The 20,322-nt window shown below is 62.7% G+C and carries 18 protein-coding genes and 1 riboswitch; of the genes, 10 read left to right on the top strand and 8 right to left on the bottom strand.

Features of this window, described 5'->3' with window-relative positions:
* Nucleotides 1–2 precede the first annotated feature (2 nt).
* The 4 genes from IDM28_RS01280 to tkt all read right to left on the bottom strand — a co-directional run bounded on the left by IDM28_RS01280 (nucleotide 3) and on the right by tkt (nucleotide 4,629).
* A complete protein-coding gene (locus tag IDM28_RS01280) occupies nucleotides 3–221 on the bottom strand; it encodes a hypothetical protein (protein ID WP_101315786.1) in 219 nt (72 codons plus the stop codon).
* 32 nt (nucleotides 222–253) lie between these two features.
* Nucleotides 254–1,417: a phosphoglycerate kinase gene (locus IDM28_RS01275; protein WP_150571185.1), complete on the bottom strand. Its 1,164-nt coding sequence runs from the start codon at nucleotides 1,415–1,417 to the stop codon at nucleotides 254–256.
* Nucleotides 1,418–1,429: 12 nt separating this feature from the next.
* Nucleotides 1,430–2,491: an erythrose-4-phosphate dehydrogenase gene (gene epd, locus IDM28_RS01270; protein WP_101315782.1), complete on the bottom strand. Its 1,062-nt coding sequence runs from the start codon at nucleotides 2,489–2,491 to the stop codon at nucleotides 1,430–1,432.
* Nucleotides 2,492–2,631: 140 nt separating this feature from the next.
* On the bottom strand, nucleotides 2,632–4,629 hold the full coding sequence (gene tkt, locus IDM28_RS01265) for a transketolase (protein WP_101315780.1): 1,998 nt from the start codon (nucleotides 4,627–4,629) through the stop codon (nucleotides 2,632–2,634).
* A 239-nt stretch (nucleotides 4,630–4,868) separates the two neighbouring features.
* On the opposite strand from tkt, the gene IDM28_RS01260 reads away from it, so the two are divergent.
* The 4 genes from IDM28_RS01260 to IDM28_RS01245 all read left to right on the top strand — a co-directional run bounded on the left by IDM28_RS01260 (nucleotide 4,869) and on the right by IDM28_RS01245 (nucleotide 9,345).
* A complete protein-coding gene (locus IDM28_RS01260; RefSeq protein WP_181089555.1) occupies nucleotides 4,869–5,870 on the top strand; it encodes an ArsR/SmtB family transcription factor in 1,002 nt (333 codons plus the stop codon).
* A 12-nt stretch (nucleotides 5,871–5,882) separates the two neighbouring features.
* Complete coding sequence (gene metK, locus IDM28_RS01255; protein WP_103435795.1) at nucleotides 5,883–7,073, top strand: methionine adenosyltransferase; 1,191 nt, start codon at nucleotides 5,883–5,885, stop codon at nucleotides 7,071–7,073.
* Nucleotides 7,074–7,218: 145 nt separating this feature from the next.
* Complete coding sequence (gene ligB / locus IDM28_RS01250) at nucleotides 7,219–8,892, top strand: NAD-dependent DNA ligase LigB (RefSeq protein ID WP_188035197.1); 1,674 nt, start codon at nucleotides 7,219–7,221, stop codon at nucleotides 8,890–8,892.
* Nucleotides 8,893–8,952: 60 nt separating this feature from the next.
* A complete protein-coding gene (locus IDM28_RS01245) occupies nucleotides 8,953–9,345 on the top strand; it encodes a DUF1090 domain-containing protein (protein WP_101315772.1) in 393 nt (130 codons plus the stop codon).
* Nucleotides 9,346–9,396: 51 nt separating this feature from the next.
* Here the strand turns inward: IDM28_RS01245 and IDM28_RS01240 are convergent, their stop codons facing one another.
* Complete coding sequence (locus tag IDM28_RS01240) at nucleotides 9,397–9,843, bottom strand: c-type cytochrome (RefSeq protein WP_188035196.1); 447 nt, start codon at nucleotides 9,841–9,843, stop codon at nucleotides 9,397–9,399.
* Between the two features lie 115 nt (nucleotides 9,844–9,958).
* Between IDM28_RS01240 and IDM28_RS01235 the strand changes: the two genes are divergently transcribed.
* A complete protein-coding gene (locus tag IDM28_RS01235) occupies nucleotides 9,959–11,110 on the top strand; it encodes a murein transglycosylase A (protein WP_101315768.1) in 1,152 nt (383 codons plus the stop codon).
* Nucleotides 11,111–11,292: 182 nt separating this feature from the next.
* On the opposite strand, the gene IDM28_RS01230 is transcribed toward IDM28_RS01235, so the two are convergent.
* Together IDM28_RS01230 and IDM28_RS01225 are read right to left on the bottom strand one after the other, a co-directional pair.
* Complete coding sequence (locus tag IDM28_RS01230) at nucleotides 11,293–11,679, bottom strand: MAPEG family protein (RefSeq protein WP_101315766.1); 387 nt, start codon at nucleotides 11,677–11,679, stop codon at nucleotides 11,293–11,295.
* A gap of 31 nt (nucleotides 11,680–11,710) precedes the next feature.
* Nucleotides 11,711–12,544, bottom strand: coding sequence for an EamA family transporter (locus tag IDM28_RS01225; protein WP_188035195.1), 834 nt, complete (start codon nucleotides 12,542–12,544; stop codon nucleotides 11,711–11,713).
* Between the two features lie 208 nt (nucleotides 12,545–12,752).
* Between IDM28_RS01225 and IDM28_RS01220 the strand changes: the two genes are divergently transcribed.
* On the top strand, nucleotides 12,753–13,988 hold the full coding sequence (locus IDM28_RS01220) for a cation:proton antiporter (RefSeq protein WP_101315762.1): 1,236 nt from the start codon (nucleotides 12,753–12,755) through the stop codon (nucleotides 13,986–13,988).
* A gap of 32 nt (nucleotides 13,989–14,020) precedes the next feature.
* On the opposite strand, the gene IDM28_RS01215 is transcribed toward IDM28_RS01220, so the two are convergent.
* Nucleotides 14,021–14,422 carry an acyl-CoA thioesterase gene (locus tag IDM28_RS01215; RefSeq protein ID WP_016489524.1) on the bottom strand — a complete coding sequence of 134 codons (402 nt, stop codon included), beginning with the start codon at nucleotides 14,420–14,422 and terminating at the stop codon, nucleotides 14,021–14,023.
* Nucleotides 14,423–14,601: 179 nt separating this feature from the next.
* Nucleotides 14,602–14,698, top strand: a riboswitch (S-adenosyl-L-homocysteine riboswitch).
* 21 nt (nucleotides 14,699–14,719) lie between these two features.
* Between IDM28_RS01215 and ahcY the strand changes: the two genes are divergently transcribed.
* From ahcY to IDM28_RS01195, 4 genes are all read left to right on the top strand, one after another.
* Nucleotides 14,720–16,129: an adenosylhomocysteinase gene (ahcY, locus tag IDM28_RS01210; protein WP_188035194.1), complete on the top strand. Its 1,410-nt coding sequence runs from the start codon at nucleotides 14,720–14,722 to the stop codon at nucleotides 16,127–16,129.
* Between the two features lie 146 nt (nucleotides 16,130–16,275).
* Nucleotides 16,276–17,121: a methylenetetrahydrofolate reductase [NAD(P)H] gene (gene metF, locus IDM28_RS01205; RefSeq protein ID WP_188035193.1), complete on the top strand. Its 846-nt coding sequence runs from the start codon at nucleotides 16,276–16,278 to the stop codon at nucleotides 17,119–17,121.
* Between the two features lie 241 nt (nucleotides 17,122–17,362).
* Nucleotides 17,363–18,148 (top strand): substrate-binding periplasmic protein, encoded by a 786-nt coding sequence (locus tag IDM28_RS01200; protein ID WP_188035192.1) that lies wholly within the window; start codon nucleotides 17,363–17,365, stop codon nucleotides 18,146–18,148.
* A gap of 220 nt (nucleotides 18,149–18,368) precedes the next feature.
* Nucleotides 18,369–20,285, top strand: a complete 1,917-nt coding sequence (locus IDM28_RS01195; protein WP_101315754.1) for a DEAD/DEAH box helicase — start codon at nucleotides 18,369–18,371, stop codon at nucleotides 20,283–20,285.
* Nucleotides 20,286–20,322 lie beyond the last annotated feature (37 nt).

The raw sequence follows: 20,322 nt of genomic DNA, 5'->3' as shown, positions 1-20,322 counted from the left end.
CATCACGGGCAACCTGGCGCCTTGCGTTGGTGCTCGTCGTCGTACTTTTCCAGCCCGTCCGGACCCAGCCGCTTGTTGATCACCGGCACCGTCTCGGCCTGCCACTGCGACTGGTAACAGCCGCCCGGCACCGCCTGCGACGGCTCGTCATCGGCAGCCGGCCCGCTGGAGCAGGCGCCCAACAGACAGGCCACGATCATCACCGGCAATTGCTTGAGCATCCGCTCGCTCCCTGCGCCAGGCGCCTTCATGCTCAGGCCTTGGCTCGTTGTTCCAGGATTTCCACAGCAGGCAGAACCTTGCCCTCGACGAACTCGAGGAACGCGCCGCCACCGGTAGAAATGTAGGAGATATCGCTGCCAACGCCATATTTATCGATGGCCGCCAGGGTGTCACCACCGCCCGCGATGGAAAACGCGTCGCTGCTGGCAATAGCCTGGGCCAGTACTTTGGTGCCGTTACCGAACTGATCGAACTCGAACACGCCGACCGGGCCGTTCCACAGCACGGTCTTCGACGACTTCAGCAACTCGGCGAACTGCTCGGCAGTTTGCGGGCCGATGTCGAGGATCATGTCGTCGTCGGCAACCTCGCTGATCAGCTTGACGGTAGCCACGGCGCTCTCGGCGAACTCCTTGGCCACTACCACGTCGACCGGCAGCGGCACGTTGACCTTGGCGGCGATGGCCTTGGCGGTGTCGACCAGGTCAGGCTCGTACAGCGACTTGCCGACTTTGTGGCCAGCGGCGGCGAGGAAGGTGTTGGCAATGCCGCCACCGACGATCAGCAGGTCGCAGACGCTGCTGAGGCTGTTCAGTACATCGAGCTTGGTCGACACCTTGGAGCCGGCAACGATGGCAGCCATTGGCTTGGCAGGCGCTTTCAGGGCCTTGCCCAATGCGTCCAGCTCAGCAGCCAGCAGCGGGCCGGCAGCGGCAACCTTGGCGAACTTGGCCACGCCGTGGGTCGAGCCTTCGGCGCGGTGGGCGGTGCCGAACGCATCCATCACGAATACGTCGCACAGGGCAGCGTACTGCTGCGCCAGCTCGTCGGCGTTTTTCTTCTCGCCCTTGTTGAAGCGCACGTTCTCGAACAGCACCAGCTCACCGGCGGCAACTTCAACGCCGTCGAGATAATCGGCCACCAGCGGTACTTCACGGCCGAGTGCCTTGCTCAGGTAGTCAGCCACCGGCTTGAGGCTGTTTTCGGCAGAAAACTCGCCTTCGGTTGGCCGACCGAGGTGCGAGCAGACCATTACCGCGGCGCCTTTTTCCAGGGCCAGCTTGATGGTCGGCAGCGCCGCCAGGATACGCGCATCGCTGGCAACCGCACCGTCTTTGACAGGCACGTTGAGGTCTTCGCGAATCAGTACGCGCTTACCTTGCAGGTCGAGGTCAGTCATCTTCAACACGGTCATGAATGCAGTCCTTCAGGGCTGTTTGCTGCGGGTTTGGTGGACGACGTGCAGGAAATGATCAGCAACGTCGAGCATACGGTTGGCAAACCCCCATTCGTTGTCGAACCAGGCCAGCAGGTTCACCAGGCGGGGGCCGGAAACGCGGGTCTGGCTGGCATCGACGATGGCCGAATGCGGGTCATGGTTGAAATCACAGCTGGCGTGCGGCAGCTCGGTGTAGGCCAGCAGCCCTCGCAGCGGGCCGCTCAGGGCTGCATCACGCAGCACCTGGTTGACCTCGGCAGCGGTGGTGTCACGGGCGGTCTGCAGGGTGATGTCCAGGCACGACACGTTGACAGTGGGCACACGCACCGCTTTGGCCTGAATTCGCCCGGCAAGTTCCGGCAGCAGCCGTTCGATGCCACGCGCCAGACCAGTGGACACCGGGATCACCGACTGAAACGCCGAGCGGGTGCGGCGCAGGTCTTCATGGTGATAGGCGTCGATCACCGGCTGGTCGTTCATCGCCGAGTGAATGGTGGTTATCTGCACGTACTCGATGCCGAACGCCTGATCCAGCACGCGCAGCAGCGGCACGCCGCAGTTGGTGGTGCAGGAGGCATTCGACACCAACTGCTCGGCACCGCTCAGGCAAGCCTGGTTGATGCCATAGACGATGGTGGCGTCGACGTCGGCCTCGCTGGCCATCGGCTGCGAGAACAGTACCCGTGGCGCGCCGGCGTCGAGAAAGCGCTGGCCATCGGCACGGGTGTTGTAGGCACCGGTGCATTCGAGCACCAGGTCAACCTCCAGCGCGGCCCAGTCGATGCCTTCCGGGGTGGCACTGCGCAACACCTGCACGCAGTCGCCGTTGATATGCAGACAATCGCCATCGACCTTGACCTCGCCGGGGAAGCGGCCATGGGTGGAGTCGAAGCGTGTCAGGTATTCCAGGCTGGCCTGATCGGCCAGGTCATTCAAGGCAACGATCTCGAAGCTCGCAGCAGCCCCCCGCTCAACCAGCGCGCGCAGGACACAGCGGCCAATGCGGCCGTAACCGTTGAGTGCAACTTTGTAAGGGCGACCTTGAGACATGCAGGACTCGCTAACACAGGATGATCATTGACCGTCGCGGCACAAGGCCGCGCCTACAAGATACTGCACAGGCAATAACTTGTAGGCGCGGCCTTGAGTCGCGAAAACGAGGGCAACGCCCTCGCCTCGCTCAGGATGAATCAGTCTTCCAGCAGCTCTTCAGCGGTACCGAGGATGTTCTCCAGGGTAAAGCCGAATTCCTCGAACAGCGCCGAGGCCGGAGCCGATTCGCCGTAAGTGGTCATGCCGATGACGCGACCTTCAAGGCCAACGTACTTGTACCAGAAGTCGGCATGGGCAGCCTCGATGGCGATCCGCGCACCGACTTCAAGCGGCAGCACAGCCTGCTTGTAGCTGGCGTCCTGGGCATCGAACACGCTGGTGCATGGCATCGAGACGACGCGGACCTTGCGGCCTTGCTCGCTCAGTTGGTCGAACGCCTGCACGGCCAGACCGACTTCGGAACCGGTAGCGATGAGGATCAGCTCAGGCTCGCCAGCGCAGTCCTTGAGCACATAACCGCCGCGCTCGATGTCGGCGATCTGCTGCGCATCGCGCTGCTGATGCTGCAGGTTCTGACGCGAGAAGATCAGCGCCGACGGGCCGTCCTTGCGCTGCAGTGCATGCTTCCAGGAAACCGCCGACTCGACCGCATCGGCCGGGCGCCAGGTGTCCAGGTTCGGCGTGCTGCGCAGGCTGGTCAGCTGCTCGATTGGCTGGTGAGTCGGGCCGTCTTCGCCCAGGCCGATCGAGTCGTGGGTGTAGACGTGGATGACGCGCTGCTTCATCAGAGCCGACATGCGCACGGCGTTGCGGGCGTATTCCATGAACATCAGGAAGGTCGCGCCGTAAGGCACCAGGCCGCCGTGCAGGGCGACGCCGTTCATGATCGCGGTCATGCCGAATTCGCGCACGCCGTAGAACACGTAGTTGCCGCTGGCATCAACGGCGTCGACGCCTTTGCAGCCTTTCCACAAGGTCAGGTTGGAGCCGGCCAGGTCAGCCGAACCGCCGAGGAACTCGGGCAGCAGCGGGCCGAAGGCGTTCAGGGCGTTCTGGCTGGCCTTGCGGCTGGCAATGGTTTCACCCTTGGCAGCAACTTCGTTGACGTAGGCCTGAGCCTTGGCCGAGAAGTCGGCAGGCAAGTCACCGGCCATCCGCCGCTTGAACTCGGCAGCCAGCTCTGGGTGAGCAGCGGCGTAAGCTTCAAAGCGCTGGTTCCACTCGGCTTCGGCCTTGGCACCGGCGGCCTTGGCGTCCCACTCGGCATAGATGTCGGCCGGGATTTCGAACGGGCCGTAGTTCCAGTTCAGCTCTTTGCGGGCCAGGGCGATTTCGTCATTGCCCAGCGGTGCGCCGTGGCAGTCTTCCTTGCCCTGCTTGTTCGGCGAACCGAAACCGATGATGGTCTTGCAGCAGATCAGGGTCGGACGATCGCTCTTGCGCGCCGTCTCGATGGCCATCTTGATTTCTTCGGCATCGTGGCCGTCGACGTTGCGGATCACCTGCCAGTTGTAGGCTTCGAAGCGTGCCGGGGTGTTGTCGGTGAACCAGCCGTGGACTTCGCCATCGATGGAGATGCCGTTGTCGTCGTAGAACGCGACCAGCTTGTTCAGGCCCAGGGTGCCGGCCAGCGAGGCGACTTCATGGGAGATGCCTTCCATCAGGCAGCCATCGCCGAGGAACACGTAGGTGTTGTGGTCGACGATGTTGTGGCTGTCACGGTTGAACTGCGCCGCCATGACTTTTTCGGCGAGGGCGAAGCCGACCGCGTTGGCCAGGCCCTGGCCGAGTGGGCCGGTGGTGGTTTCGACGCCTGGGGTGTAGCCGAACTCCGGGTGGCCCGGGGTGCGGCTGTGCAGCTGACGGAAACCTTTGAGGTCTTCGATCGACAGGTCGTAGCCGGTCAGGTGCAGCAGCGAATAGATCAGCATCGAGCCGTGGCCGTTGGACAGCACGAAGCGGTCACGGTCGGCGAAGCTCGGGTTGCTCGGGTTGTGCTTCAGGTAGTCGCGCCAAAGCACTTCGGCGATATCCGCCATGCCCATTGGGGCACCGGGATGGCCGCTGTTGGCCTTTTGCACGGCATCCATGCTGAGGGCACGAATGGCGTTGGCACGATCACGACGGCTGGGCATCGCTAAGTCTCCTGGGGGCTTGAATAAGTAATGAAGCGCAAAAAAGACGACCATTTTCCCCCACAGTCGGCTCCGGGGCAATGACGGATGGTCGCAGTTGGGTGTTTTTCCTGTGATTGATGAGCGATTCGCGAGAATAGACGGTGGTTCGGACTGACTCGGGCCATCCATCGTCCAATATCAAAACTTTTTGATATTGCCCTTGCGAGGGCAACCTTGCCTGTCTAGACTGCCGCGCTATGAATCTTCCCGCGCAACCATTGGCCCTGCAACGCAGCGACGACCTGGCAGCTTTATGCAAAGCCAGCGGCGACGAGCTGCGCCTGCATGTATTGCGCGCGCTGGCCAGTGACTCGTTCGGCGTGCTCGAGCTGGCGCAGATCTTCGACGTCGGCCAGTCCGGCATGAGTCATCACCTCAAGGTGCTGGCCCAGGCCGAACTGGTGGCCACACGCCGCGAAGGCAACGCCATCTTCTACCGGCGCGCCCTGCCCGACAGCCTGCGCCCCGGTGGCCGGCTGCATACGGCACTGCTTGAAGAGGTCGACGACCTCGCGTTGCCGGCCGCAGTGCAGGCGCGCATTGCCCAGGTGCAACAGCGCCGGGCCGCTACCAGTCAGGACTTCTTCCTGCGTGTGGAAGAAAAGTTTCGTGCCCAGCAGGACTTGATTGCCGGCTTGCCGCAGTACCGCGAGAGCCTGCTGGCACTGCTCGACAAACTCAGCTTCGGCGCTGACGCCAGTGCCCTTGAAGTCGGCCCGGGTGACGGTGGTTTTCTGCCCGACCTGGCGCGGCGCTTTGCCAGCGTCACGGCGATGGACAACAGCCCGACCATGCTCGAGCTGGCGCGCCAGGTCTGTGAACGAGAAAGCTTGAGTAATGTAAACCTGCAGTTGGCCGATGCATTGGGTGCAACGGATGTGACAGCCGACTGCGTAGTGCTGAACATGGTCTTGCACCATTTCAGCGATCCGGCCCAGGCCCTGCGCCTGCTGGCCAAACGGGTAAAGGCAGGCGGCAGCCTGCTGGTCACCGAACTGTGCAGCCATGATCAGCATTGGGCCCGCGAGGCCTGCGGCGATCTCTGGCTGGGCTTTGAGCAGGATGACCTGGCCCGTTGGGCCCGGGCAGCAGGGCTGGCTCTCGGAGACAGCCTGTATGTGGGCTTGCGTAACGGTTTCCAGATCCAGGTCCGCCATTTTCAGCGGACGGCTGGCGACATCACCATCGGTAAATTTTAGGAACCCGTCGAGATGAGCGAATATTCCCTTTTCACCTCCGAGTCCGTGTCTGAAGGACATCCGGACAAGATCGCCGACCAGATTTCGGACGCGGTCCTGGACGCCATCATCACCCAGGACAAGTTCGCCCGTGTGGCCTGCGAAACCTTGGTCAAGACCGGTGTTGCCATTATTGCCGGCGAAGTCACCACCTCGGCCTGGGTCGACCTCGAGCAGATCGTGCGCGACGTCATCGTCGACATCGGCTACAACAGCTCCGACGTCGGCTTCGATGGCGCGACCTGCGCGGTGATGAACATCATCGGCAAGCAGTCGGTCGATATCGCCCAGGGCGTTGACCGCTCCAAGCCTGAAGATCAAGGCGCCGGCGACCAGGGCCTGATGTTCGGCTACGCCAGCAACGAAACCGACGTGCTGATGCCAGCACCGATCTGCTTCTCGCACCGTCTGGTCGAGCGCCAGGCCGAAGCGCGCAAGTCCGGCCTGCTGCCGTGGCTGCGTCCGGATGCCAAGTCGCAGGTCACCTGCCGTTACGAAGGCGGCAAGGTTGTTGGTATCGACGCCGTGGTGCTGTCGACCCAGCACAACCCTGAAGTCTCGCAAAAAGACCTCAAAGAAGCCGTCATGGAGCTGATCGTCAAGCACACCCTGCCTGCCGAACTGCTGCACAAGGACACCCAGTTCCACATCAACCCGACTGGCCAGTTCATCATTGGCGGCCCAGTGGGCGACTGCGGCCTGACCGGGCGCAAGATCATCGTCGACTCCTACGGCGGCATGGCCCGTCACGGCGGCGGCGCATTCTCCGGCAAGGATCCATCCAAGGTTGACCGTTCGGCGGCCTACGCCGGTCGTTACGTCGCCAAGAACATCGTGGCTGCCGGCCTGGCCGAGCGTTGCGAGATTCAGGTGTCCTATGCCATCGGTGTCGCTCAGCCGACCTCGATCTCGCTGAATACCTTTGGTACCGGCAAGATTTCCGACGCCAAGATCGTCCAGCTGGTGCGTGAGTGCTTCGACCTGCGTCCTTATGCAATCACCACCATGCTCGACCTGCTGCACCCGATGTATCAGGAAACTGCGGCCTACGGTCACTTCGGCCGTACCCCTGAGCAGAAAACCGTGGGTGACGACACCTTCACCACCTTCACCTGGGAACGCACCGACCGCGCCCAGTCGCTGAAGGACGCTGCTGGCCTGTAAGCTTTCTTACAGCCACAGACGAAAGCCCCTGCCGAGTAATCGACAGGGGCTTTTTTGTGACATATCGCCTGACAAACTGGCCCAGCGTTGATCCGCTTGCGCGCTTAGGCTGAGGGTTCCGAATCGCCTGGCAAGGATGCTGGCCATGATGCTCAAACTGCTACTGTGCTTGCTGCCGCTGTTGTACCTCTCGGGTGCTCAGGCCGCCGCTTGCCCCGCCTGGCCTGGCGAGCGGGCGCAACAAGAGGTCGAACAGTTGCGCCAGTCACTGGCAACGTGGGATGACCACTACCATCGCCAAGGTATCGCGCTGGTCGATGATGAACTCTACGACCAAAGCCGGCAGCGCCTGCTGGACCTGCAACAGTGCTTTGCCATCAATGCCAGTGACGACCCGCTGGCCAGCGCGCGCGGCCCGCTGGCGCACCCGACTGTTCATACCGGCGTCGCCAAGCTGCGTGATGAGCAGGCCGCCGCACAATGGCTGCGCGGTAGACAGGCCGTGTGGATTCAGCCCAAGGTCGATGGCGTGGCGGTCTCGCTGGTTTACCGACAAGGTCGGTTGGTGCAGTTGCTGAGCCGCGGTGACGGCGTCCATGGGCATGACTGGAGCCGGCACCTGCCGTACCTTTCGGGCATCCAGCGCGAACTGCCACGCGCCCTTGATCTGGCGCTGCAGGGCGAGCTGTACCTGCGGCTGGACAACCACGTGCAGGCAGCCGCCGGTGGGCGCGGCGCCCGCGGGAGTGTCGCCGGCCTGATGGCGCGCAAGCAGCTCAGCGCGCAATTGGGCGCGGATATCGGCCTGTTCGTCTGGGATTGGCCCGAGGGCCCAGCTACACAGGCAGAACGGCTCAGTGCATTGACTGCACTAGGCTTCAGCGACAGCCAGCAGTACAGCGTCGCCATCGATACCTTCGAGCAGGCCGCTCACTGGCGCCAGCACTGGTATCGATCAGCCCTGCCGTTCGCTACTGACGGAGTGATCCTGCGCCAGGATCAGCGCCCCGCCGCAGAGCGTTGGCAGGCCAATGCGCCGCACTGGATTGCAGCCTGGAAGTATCCGCTGCGCCAGGCACTGGCCGAAGTGCGCGAGGTGCAGTTCAAGGTTGGCCGCACCGGGCGCATCACGCCTCTGTTACAGCTGAAACCGCTGCAGCTGGATGATCGCCAGGTCAGTCAGGTCAGCCTCGGGTCGCTGGCACGCTGGCAAGCGCTGGACATCCGTGCAGGCGATCAGGTGGCAATAAGCCTGGCCGGCTTGACCATTCCGCGGTTGGAGTCCGTGGTGCAGCGCAGCAGCCAGCGTGCGCCGGTACAGGTCCCGGAACCGGGCCGCCACCATTCGCTCAGCTGCTGGCAGGACAGCCCCGCCTGTCGCCAGCAGTTTGTCGCCCGCCTGCACTGGCTGGGCGGCAAGCAAGGCCTGAACATGCCTGGGATGGGCGCGGCGACCTGGACTCAGTTGGTCGACAGCGGCCTGGTCAGTACGCTGGACGATTGGCTGAACCTGGACCGGGAGCAGTTGCTGGGTGTTGCGGGCATCGCTGAAACGCGCGCCGAACAGCTGCTCGAGGTGTTCACCCAAGCCCGCCAGCAACCCTTCCAGCGCTGGCTACACGGCCTGGGTATGCCTGCGCCGCGCCACCTTGAGCCAGGCCCTGACTGGCAGACCTTGGCGAGCAAAACCGCACGAGAATGGCTGCAGGAACCCGGCATCGGCAACGGCCGTGCCGAGCAGTTGCAGGCATTTTTCAATGACGACGCAGTGCAATTACTGGCCGGGCAGTTACGCCATCACACAATCAAGGGTTTCTAATTTTGCCGGATCAGGGCAGCATTTCCCTTTTCGCTGCCCTGCACCCGAATGGAGCCCCCGATGAAACTGTTCTCTACCCTCGCCCTGTCCGCCTTGCTTGGCCTCACTGCCCACGGCGCGCTGGCTGCCGAGCAGACCGAGCTCAAAGGTTGCGCCGCCAAGAAGCAAGCGATCAGCGAACAGATCGAGCAGGCACGTGCCCACGGCAACAGCAACCAGCAGGCTGGTCTGGAAAAAGCCCTGAGCGAAGTGACTGCCAACTGCACCGACAGCAGCCTGCGCAAAGAGCGCGAGCAGAAGGTGCTGGATGCGCGTCACGAGGTGAACAAGCGCACCAAGGATCTGGACAAGGCCATGAAGCGCGGCGACTCCGAGAAGATCAACAAGCGTAAAGACAAGCTTGCCGAATCGAAAAAGGAGCTGCAGGAAGCGCTCGACGATCTGGAAAAGTAACCACTCCGACGCCACGCTGAACCGTGAGCGCGCTGCTGGCGTCAGCGCGGCCTAGTGGTTACGAAATTCGGTGTGGCAGGCCTTGCAGGCCGCTTCGACCTTGTCCATAGGTGCTTGCAACTGCGCTGCGTGCAGCGGTTTGTTGCTGCTCGCGGCAACCAGTTCACCGGTCACGCTTTCCAGTTGCCGGGCCAGCTCCTCGAAGCGCGCCTGGCGCTGCCAGACCTCGGCCCGCGCACTGCTGTCGCCGCCATCCTGAGCCTGCGGAAAATGCTTCCAAGGGGCGTGCGCCAGACCATCGAGCTTGATGGCGCCGGCAGCGAACTTGTCGCCATCGAACGGCAAGCGTCCGCGCAGCATGCCGCCAAGGTCTTCGCTGGTGTTGAGCATCTGCTTGAAGATCGCCTTGCGCTGCCCGAGCGGTGAGTTAGGATCGACACGGTCGCAGCCCAGCAGGGCCAGGCTAGCTACCAGCAGCACGGTGAAACATTTGAACATCACGGTCACATTGGCATCGGAAGAGGGCCGACAGTATCCTCGCCTGCTCGACAAAGACCAATACCCTTACAGAAAACAGGGGCAGCCACGCCGCTGCCCGCTCAAGGATTCAACCATGAAATCTGCTCTGCGCCAGCTCGCCTGGGCGCTGCCAGCCCTGGCCCTGCTGGCCGGCTGCAACGGCGGTGACAGCACCAAGCCTGAACCGCACGCCATTGCCACCTATGCTCCCGCCACCTGGAAAGATCTGCCCAGCGTCAGTGATGCTGATCTGTTGGCGGGCTTTCAGGCGTGGCGGGTCGGCTGCGAGAAGCTCAAGCGCGATGCGGTCTGGGCAGCGACCTGCGAGGCGGCGCTGCGCATTCCTGACGATGCCGCCCAGGCCCGCGCGTTTCTCCAGCAGAACCTGCAGGTGTACGGCCTGCGCTCGGCCGAGAACAACGCCACCGGGCTGATCACCGGTTATTACGAGCCGGTCTACCCTGGCAGCCTGACCCGCACTGCGGCGGCCCAGGTGCCGGTGTACGGCGTGCCGCAGGACATGATCGTGGTCGATCTGGCGAGTATCTACCCTGAGCTCAAGGGCAAGCGCCTGCGCGGGCGCCTGGAAGGCCGCGTGCTCAAGCCCTATGACACCTCGGAAACCATCTACCGTGATGGCGTCAACGCACCTGTGCAGGCCTGGCTGACGGACCCGATGGATCTGCAATTCCTGCAGATTCAGGGCTCTGGCAGGGTTCAGTTGGAAGACGGGCGCCAGTTACGCCTGGGTTATGCCGACCAGAACGGCCACCCGTATCGGCCGATCGGCCGCTGGCTGATCGAACAAGGCCAGTTGAAGAAAGAAGATGTCAGCATGGGCGCGATTCACGCCTGGGCCCAGGCCAACCCGCAGCGGGTACCGGAGTTGCTGGCGAGCAACCCCAGTTACGTGTTCTTCAGCACCCGGCCGGACAGCAACGAAGGCCCGCGCGGTTCGTTGAACGTGCCGCTGACCGCAGGGTACAGCGTCGCCATCGATCGCAAGGTGATCCCACTGGGCAGCCTGCTGTGGCTGTCGACCACCCGCCCGGATGGTTCACCCGTGGTGCGCCCGGTCGGCGCGCAGGATACCGGCGGGGCGATCACCGGCGAAGTACGTGCCGACCTGTTCTGGGGTACCGGGCCGCAAGCCGGTGAGTTGGCCGGCAACATGAAGCAGCAAGGGCAGATCTGGATGCTCTGGCCCAAAGGCCAGCCATTGCCTGAGCTACCCAAAGTCCCCTGACACCATCGCCTCCCCCTGTAGGAGCGGCCTTGCCGGGGCGCCGGACCAGTCGGAAAGGGCTGCGCAGCGGCCCCACGATTTATGCTTCGCCGCGTTTATCGCCGGGCCAGCTCTGCTGGCCTTTCCGACCGGTCCGGCGCCCCGGCAAGGTCGCTCCTACACGGTCGGCGTAAGTCGCTCGGTCAAACCGAGACTACAAAAAACGCCACGATCAATGCCAAACCGGCAAACCACACTATCGAGCGCAATATCGCCCAATCGGCCAGGTAGCAGATGATGAACAGCAACCGGCTGGTGATGTACATCACCCCCAACACATCCTGGGTCACTTGTTCGGCGTTGCCGACGATATCCGCCACCAGCACCGCCGCCGCAAAGGCCGGGAAGGCTTCATAGCTGTTCTGCTGGGCAGCATGGGCGCGGCGTGGCAGGCCTGACAGCGTGTCCAGAAACGCCCGCGGGTCATGGTTGTGTTGCATGCCGAAACGGCCGCTGCTGAGTTTGGCGATCAGCGCACACAGCGGCGGCAGGATCATGGCGATCAAAATGCACCACAGGGCAACGGTCATGGACAGAATTCCTTGTTCAAAAGAGTTGGATTCAGAGCTTCATCACCAGCATACCTGCCAGCACCAGCCCGCAAGCTAAGAGCCTCGGCCCGCCGAAAGGTTCTTTGAGGTAGCGCATGCCCAGCAGCACCACCAGAATCACGCTGATCTCGCGCAACGCCGCCGCCTCGGCCACCGACCCCAGGTGCATCGCCCACAGCACCAGAGCGTAGCTGGCCAGCACGCAAACACCCACCGCCAGGCCCAGCCGCCATTGTTTACGCCAGAACTGCACGAACGGTGCACGCCGGGCAACGCCGGCCAGCAGCGGAAACGGCCAGGTACTGAGCAAGGTCAGCCACACCAGATAATCCCAGGGCTTGCCCCACGCACGCACGCCCTGGCCGTCGAACCAGGTGTAGCAGCCGATACACATCCCGATCAGCCCCACTACCGGCAACATCGACCATGGCAAACGCGCACCGCCACCGCCCTGCCAGAGCAGGCAGGCCATGCCACAGGGGATCAGCAAGATGCCGATGATCTGCTGGCCGCTGAGGGTCTCGCCGGCAAACGCCAGAGTAAGACCCAGCACCACCAGCGGTGACAAACCGCGCATCAGTGGGTAAACCAGGCCAAGGTCGCCGACCCGATAGGCCTTGATCAGCAAGACCCGGTAGATCTGCTGGGCCAGCGCCGAAACCAGCAGCCAGGGCCAGATTTCGCCAGGCGGGAAATCGACGAACCACACAGCCACCACAGCGAACAGCAACGCTACCGAGTCCATGCTGGCAATCACCAGCAGCCGCTCGCCACTGAACTTGACCAGGGTGTTCCAGATGGCATGCAACAGGGCTGCGACAAGAACAAGAACGGTTGCCAGCACGCGAGGTTTCCTTGGAGGGCTCAGACTCAGAGGTCGGCACAATATAGCGGGTTACGCAGCGGACAGGGCCAGGGCGCCCTTGTACATATTTTGAACGATTCGGACATTTCTGGTCATAGAGTGTGTCCCACACCCCCTGCTGGACCATCAAACCCGTGACCCGAGCGATTCGGGTCCGACTTGGAAGCCACTTTTTACAGGATTCGGGATGCTTGAACTTGTTGCCGCTTTTATCTGCCTGACCACCCTCCTCACCTATGTCAACTATCGCTTCATCGGCCTGCCGCCGGCCATCGGTGTCATGGTCACGGCGCTGCTGTTCTCGTTGATTCTGCAGGGTCTGAGCCTGATCGGCTTTCCGGGCCTGGAAGAACGCGTCGAAGGTTTGATGAACCAGATCGACTTCAATGACCTGCTGATGCACTGGATGCTGGCATTCCTGCTGTTTGCCGGCGCCCTGCACGTCAACCTCAGCGATCTGCGCAGCTACCGTTGGCCGATCGGCCTGCTGGCGACCATCGGCGTGCTTATCGCCACCGTGGTCATCGGTTTTCTCGCGCACTGGGTGTTCGCCATGTTCGGCTGGCACGTCAGCCTGATCTACTGCCTGCTGTTCGGCGCATTGATCTCGCCGACCGACCCGATTGCCGTGCTCGGCGCGCTGCGTACGGCCAACGCCTCCAAGCCGCTGAAGACCACCATCGTTGGCGAGTCGCTGTTCAACGACGGCACGGCGGTGGTGGTGTTCACGGTACTGCTCGGCATCGTCCAGCTGGGCGAGACGCCAAGTATCTCCGAGACCGCCCTGCTGTTCGCCCGCGAAGCCATCGGCGGGATCGCCTTCGGCGGCCTGATCGGCTATGCGACCTATCGCATGATCAAGAGCATCGACCAATACCAGGTCCAGGTCATGCTGACCCTGGCGCTGGTCATCGGCGGCTCGGCAATGTGCTACGAGCTGCATGTCTCGGCACCGATCGCGATGGTGGTGGCCGGCCTGATCATCGGCAACATGGGCCGCAACCTGGCCATGAACGACATGACCCGGCGCTACATGGACGGTTTCTGGGAACTGATCGATGACATGCTCAATGCCTTGTTGTTTGCCCTGATCGGCCTGGAGCTGTTGCTGCTGCCGTTCAACTGGATGCACCTGGCCGCCGGTTCGGTGCTGGCCCTAGCCGTGCTGATGTCGCGCCTGCTCACGGTGGCGCCGGCAATTCTGCTGCTGCGGCGCTGGCGCAGCGTGCCGCAGGGCACCATTCGCGTGCTGACCTGGGGTGGTTTGCGTGGGGGCGTGTCGGTGGCGCTGGCGTTGTCGTTGCCGCTGGGTGAAGAGCGTGATTTGCTGCTGTCGATCACCTACATCGTGGTGCTGTCGTCGATCCTGATTCAGGGTCTGAGCATTGGTCGTGTGGTGAGCAAGGTTAGCGTTCAGCCTTGAGAATGTCGGGGCCGCTTTGCGGCCCCGAAAAATCACTCTACGGCAGAGTCGGGAAACTGATCCTGCACGTACTTGATCTCGGTGCGCCCATGCGCAGCCGGCAAGCCATCGTCACCCAGGTTGACGAAGACCATCTTGTCGACGGTGAGGATGCTCTTGCGGGTGATCTTGTTGCGCACTTCGCACTTGAGGGTGATCGAGGTGCGGCCAAACTCGGTGGCAGTAATGCCCAGCTCGATGATGTCGCCCTGGCGCGAGGCGCTGACGAAGTTGATCTCCGAGATGTACTTGGTCACCACTCGCTGATTACCCAGCTGGACGATGGCGTAGATCGCCGCTTCCTCGTCGATCCAGCGCAGCAGGCTGCCGCCGAACAGAGTGCCATTGGGGTTGAGGTCTTCGGGTTTTACCCATTTGCGGGTGTGGAAGTTCATCATTGCTCCTACCAGCTTTGGCTAACGTGCAGTCATGATGGCAGAGCCTGCCGCAGGGCTCCATTGGTCATCGACTATCGTCGCGATTAATCGACAGAAAACCTTGGGCCTGATCGCCCTGCCCGGCTATAATCAGCGCCGTTTAACATGGCCACCCGCCGCGGTGCCATGCCCGCCACCTGTCCGAGGGGCGCTGCAGCAGGTTCGACCTGTCAGGCTCGGATGGGGCGTTGTCCGCTCAAGTGGACGCTCAACGCACAACGGCGCCCATTCGCACACTACGAATGGAGGCTCTTCATGAGCGCTGTAAACACGCCTGCTGGTTTTACCGATTTCAAGGTCGCTGACATCTCCCTGGCCGCCTGGGGCCGTCGCGAAACCATCATCGCCGAATCGGAAATGCCGGCACTGATGGGCCTGCGCCGCAAGTACCTCGAAGAGCAACCGCTCAAGGGTGCGAAAATCCTCGGCTGCATCCACATGACCATTCAGACTGCCGTGCTGATCGAAACCCTGGTTGCCCTGGGTGCCGAAGTGCGCTGGTCGTCCTGCAACATCTTCTCCACGCAAGACCAGGCCGCTGCGTCCATCGCCGCTGCCGGTATCCCGGTATTCGCCTGGAAAGGCGAGACCGAGCAAGAGTACGAGTGGTGCCTGGAGCAGACCATCCTCAAGGATGGCCAGCCATGGGATGCCAACATGATCCTCGACGACGGCGGCGACCTGACCCAACTGCTGCACGACAAGTACCCACAGGTTCTGGATCGCGTCCACGGCGTTACCGAAGAGACCACCACCGGTGTTCACCGTCTGCTCGACATGCTGGCCAAGGGCGAGCTGAAAGTCCCGGCGATCAACGTCAACGACTCGGTCACCAAGAGCAAGAACGACAACAAGTACGGCTGCCGTCACAGCCTCAACGACGCTATCAAGCGCGGCACCGACCACCTGCTGTCGGGCAAGCAGGCGCTGGTCATCGGCTACGGTGACGTCGGCAAGGGCTCGGCCCAGTCGCTGCGTCAGGAAGGCATGATCGTCAAGGTTTCCGAAGTTGACCCGATCTGCGCCATGCAAGCCTGCATGGACGGCTTCGAGCTGGTTTCGCCGTTCATCGACGGTCTCAACACCGGCAGCGAAGCCTGCATCGACAAGGCTCTGCTGGGCAAGATCGACCTGATCGTGACCACCACCGGTAACGTCAACGTCTGCGATGCGAACATGCTCAAGGCGCTGAAAAAGCGCGCTGTAGTGTGCAACATCGGCCACTTCGACAACGAAATCGACACCGCTTTCATGCGCAAGAACTGGGCATGGGAAGAGGTCAAGCCGCAGGTGCACAAGATTCACCGCACCGGCGCTCGCGACTTCGATCCGCAGAACGACGACTACCTGATCCTGCTGGCCGAAGGCCGTCTGGTCAACCTGGGCAACGCCACTGGCCACCCAAGCCGGATCATGGACGGCTCTTTCGCCAACCAGGTGCTGGCACAGATCTTCCTGTTCGGGCAGAAGTTCGCTGACCTCTCGGCCGAGAAGAAAGCCGAGCGTCTGACCGTTGAAGTGCTGCCGAAGAAACTCGACGAAGAAGTCGCTCTGGAAATGGTCCGTGGCTTCGGCGGCGTGGTCACCCAGCTGACCTCGCAGCAGGCCGAATACATCGGCGTCACCGTCGAAGGCCCGTTCAAGCCGGACGCCTACCGCTACTAAGCGAGTGGCCCGCGGCAGACATGCTTGCCGCGGGCAGTCCATGCAATGAATGACGCCAAGCCAGACCGGCCTTCACCGCTCTGGCTTTTACTTGCAGATTGCAGCTGAAGGCGCGCTACTGGCGTTGGCTGCATGAGGAACGAACGATGTCCGAAGAACGCCGTTACAGTTTCGAGTTTTTCCCGACCAAGACCGAAGCCGGTCACGAAAAGCTGATGGCCGTTGCTCGCCAGCTGGCTGGCTACAATCCTGATTTTTTCTCCTGCACCTACGGCGCTGGCGGTTCGACCCGCGACCGCACGCTTAACACCGTGCTGCAGCTGGAACATGAAGTCAAAGTCGCCGCCGCACCGCACCTGTCCTGCGTCGGTGATTCCAAGGCCGATCTGCGCGGCTTGCTCAACGAATACCAGGCTGCCGGCATCAAACGGATCGTCGCCCTGCGCGGTGATTTGCCGTCGGGCATGGGCATGGCCTCGGGCGAACTGCGCTACGCCAGTGACCTGGTCGAGTTCATCCGCCAGGAAAGCGGCGATCACTTCCACCTGGAAGTTGCCGCCTACCCCGAGATGCACCCACAGGCGCAGAACTTCGAAGCCGACCTGAGCAACTTCGTGCGCAAGGTCAAGGCCGGTGCCGACAGCGCCATTACCCAGTACTTCTTCAACGCCGACAGCTATTTCTACTTCGTCGAACGCGTGCAGAAAATGGGCGTGGATATCCCGGTAGTGCCCGGCATCATGCCGATCACCAACTACAGCAAGCTGGCGCGCTTCTCCGACGCCTGTGGTGCTGAACTGCCGCGCTGGATCCGCAAGCAACTGGAAGCCTATGGCGACGACAGCGCGAGCATCCAGGCCTTTGGCGAAGAAGTGATCAGCAACATGTGCGAGCAACTGCTGCAAGGCGGCGCACCTGGGTTGCACTTCTATACCCTGAACCAGGCCGAACCGAGCCTGGCGATCTGGAACAACCTCAAGCTGCCACGCTAACGCGATCTGCTTTGTGTAGGAGCGGCCTTGCCGGGGCGCCGGACCGGTCGGAAAGGCCAGCGTAGCTGGCCCAGCGATATTGGCGGCGAAGCTGAAAATCTGGGGCCGCTGCGCGGCCCTTTCGCGACACAAGGCCGCTCCTACAGGCGTTTGTGAACGGCACCCAGGTGTTTACAACTATCAGCGTTTGTACAAGCCCCGTTCACTGTTCATCGCCCGATGGACGGCGTACTCTCACGCCATGTCGCTTCTGCCCCGCCTACTCTGCCTGTTGCTTGTCTGCCTGAGCTGTTCGGCTCAGGCCGAACGCCTGCGCGTGGTCAGCGATGACTGGGCGCCTTATGTCTACGAACACAACGGCCAGCCGCAGGGTATCGAGTACGAGGTTGCCAGCGAGGTGTTCAAGCGCCTCGGTGTCCAGGTCGACTGGGAGTTCATGCCGTGGAAGCGATGCCTGGCGATGGTCGAGCAGGGCCAGGCCGATGGCGTGCTGGGGATTTTCCAGAACGATGCGCGCAAGGTGTTCATGGTGTTCCCGGACGAACCCCTGTCCGCAGTCGAGTTCGTTCTGCTCGGCAGACACGGCCAGCACCGCGCCGTCAAGCGACTGGAGGACCTCGCCGGGCTGACCCTCGGCACCTCGCCGGGCTACGACTATGGCGCGGCATTCAATCAGTCGACATTGTTCAAACGTGAGCCGGCGCCCACTCACGAGGCCAATTTCGGCAAACTGATGCTCGGCCGCATCGATCTGCTGGTCACCGACAGTCGCGTCGGGCGCTATCTGCGCCGGCAGATGGGGCTGCAGCAGCAAATCGAACAATTGCCGCTGCTGATCGATCGGCAAAACCAGTATCTGGGTCTGGCGCGCAAGCCCGGGCGCGAACAACTTGCTCGCTCGTTTGCCGACGAACTGCGCCGTTTCAAGAAAGAACCCGCCTACGTGCAGATGATCGCTCGCTTCGAAGACGACCTTGGAGTGCTGCCTGGCGCCGTTGAGCAGCAGGAACGCAGCACACTTCGCTAGCTCTGTTATACTCGGGCCTTCCCGCCAGGCTCACGCCCGGACGCTCGGTCTTCATCCAGGCATCTCGATCATCGCCAACGCGCTCTACAGCGCAGGCCCGATGTTTCTCTGATGCGCAGTGGACACCAAGCTGGACCGGACGCGATCGCATCCCTCAGATGCCCGTCGCGCCAGGCAGATCACCCTATAGGGCCTAGCCCCCACCAGAACAGGATTGCCCATGTCCTTTGCTTCCCTCGGTCTCTCCGAGGCACTTGTCCGCGCTATCGAAGCAGCGGGCTACACCGAGCCTACCCCAGTGCAACAGCGGGCCATCCCCGCCGTGTTGCAAGGTCGCGACCTGATGGTCGCCGCACAGACAGGTACTGGCAAAACCGGCGGTTTCGCCCTGCCGATCCTGGAGCGTCTGTTCCCGGGCGGCCACCCAGACAAATCCCAGCGCCACGGCCCGCGTCAACCGCGCGTACTGGTGCTGACCCCGACCCGCGAACTGGCGGCTCAGGTGCACGACAGCTTCAAAGTGTATGCACGCGACCTCAGCCTGGTGAGCACCTGCATCTTCGGCGGTGTCGGCATGAACCCACAGGTTCAGGCCATGGCCAAAGGCGTCGACGTACTGGTGGCCTGCCCTGGCCGCCTGCTCGACCTGGCCGGCCAAGGCAAGGTTGACCTGTCCCGCGTCGAAATCCTGGTCCTCGATGAAGCCGACCGCATGCTCGACATGGGCTTCATCCATGACGTCAAGAAGGTCCTCGCCCGTTTGCCGGCGAAGCGCCAGAACCTGCTGTTCTCGGCGACCTTCTCCAAAGACATCACCGACCTCGCCGACAAGCTCCTGCACAACCCCGAGCGCATCGAAGTCACGCCGCCGAACACCACGGTCGAGCGTATCGAACAGCGCGTCTACCGCCTGCCGGCGAGCCACAAGCGTGCCCTGCTGGCGCACTTGATCACCCTCGGTGCGTGGGAACAGGTGCTGGTCTTCACCCGCACCAAGCATGGCGCCAACCGCCTGGCCGAGTACCTTGAGAAGCACGGCCTGCCGGCTGCAGCGATCCACGGCAACAAGAGCCAGAACGCACGCACCAAGGCCCTGGCCGACTTCAAGGCCAACGAAGTGCGCATCCTCGTCGCAACCGACATTGCCGCGCGTGGCCTGGACATCGACCAGCTGCCGCACGTGGTCAACTTCGAGCTACCGAATGTCGAGGAAGACTACGTGCACCGCATCGGCCGTACTGGCCGTGCCGGTCGCTCAGGTGAAGCCATCTCGCTGGTTGCCCCGGACGAAGAGAAACTGCTCAAGAGCATCGAGCGCGTCACTCGCCAGAAGATCCAGGACGGCGATCTGATGGGCTTTGACGCCAGCACCGTCGAAGTCGAGAAGCCTGAAGTCCGTGAGCGCCCGCAGGCCAACGGCCGCGGTGGTCGTAACCAGCCGCGCAGCGACGCCAGCAAAGACAGCAACGGCGGACGCAAGGACAAGGGCAAGGACAAAGGCCGCGCCAAGCAGAGCAGCGCCGCTGAAAAGCCGGCCGACAAGCCTGCAGGTGAGCGCCAGCAGCAGCCGCGCAAGCCACGTGAGAACAAGCCGCGCCAGCCACAGGGCGAGCGCCGCGAAGCATCGGCGCCAGCCAACGGTAATGGCAACGGCAACCGTGACCCGGAAGCGTTCCTCGACGACGACGTGGATAACTTCGGTAACAAGGCCGACTACGTCAGCCCTTACCAGAATGGCAAGAACCAAGGCCGCAACCGTCGCCCAGGCGCTGCAGCTGGTGCCGGCCAAACCCAAGGCAGCGGCACTCGCGGTGCCGGTGCGCCAGCAAAAGGCCGCAGCAACAACGGCGGCAGCGGCCAGCCACGTCAGGGTGCTGGCGACAAGCGCCCACGCAGCAACAACGGCAGCAACGCTGGTGGTGGCCGTCGCGACGGCAACCCGGGCCGTAACCGCCCAGCCCGTGACGACAGCGCTCGTCAAGAGCCAGCAGTACGCAACCCGCGTGAATCGCAAAGCCAGCCAGTGATCATCCGCAAGGAATCCAAGCTCGAGCGTTACCCAACGCCTGAGCAGCTGGAAGACTTGCCGAGCCGCCCGCGTGGCGAGCGCCCGGCCCTGCTGACCCGTAATCGCTGATTACGGTTTTGCAGACATGAAAAAGCCGCCCTGATGG

The sequence above is a fragment of the Pseudomonas sp. EZ-C24 genome (assembly GCF_014525325.1).
GTDB classification, from domain to species: Bacteria; Pseudomonadota; Gammaproteobacteria; order Pseudomonadales; family Pseudomonadaceae; genus Aquipseudomonas; species Aquipseudomonas shirazensis.
The sequence above is the reverse complement of the archived record's forward strand: the minus strand, read 5'-3'. Positions and strand labels throughout refer to the sequence as shown.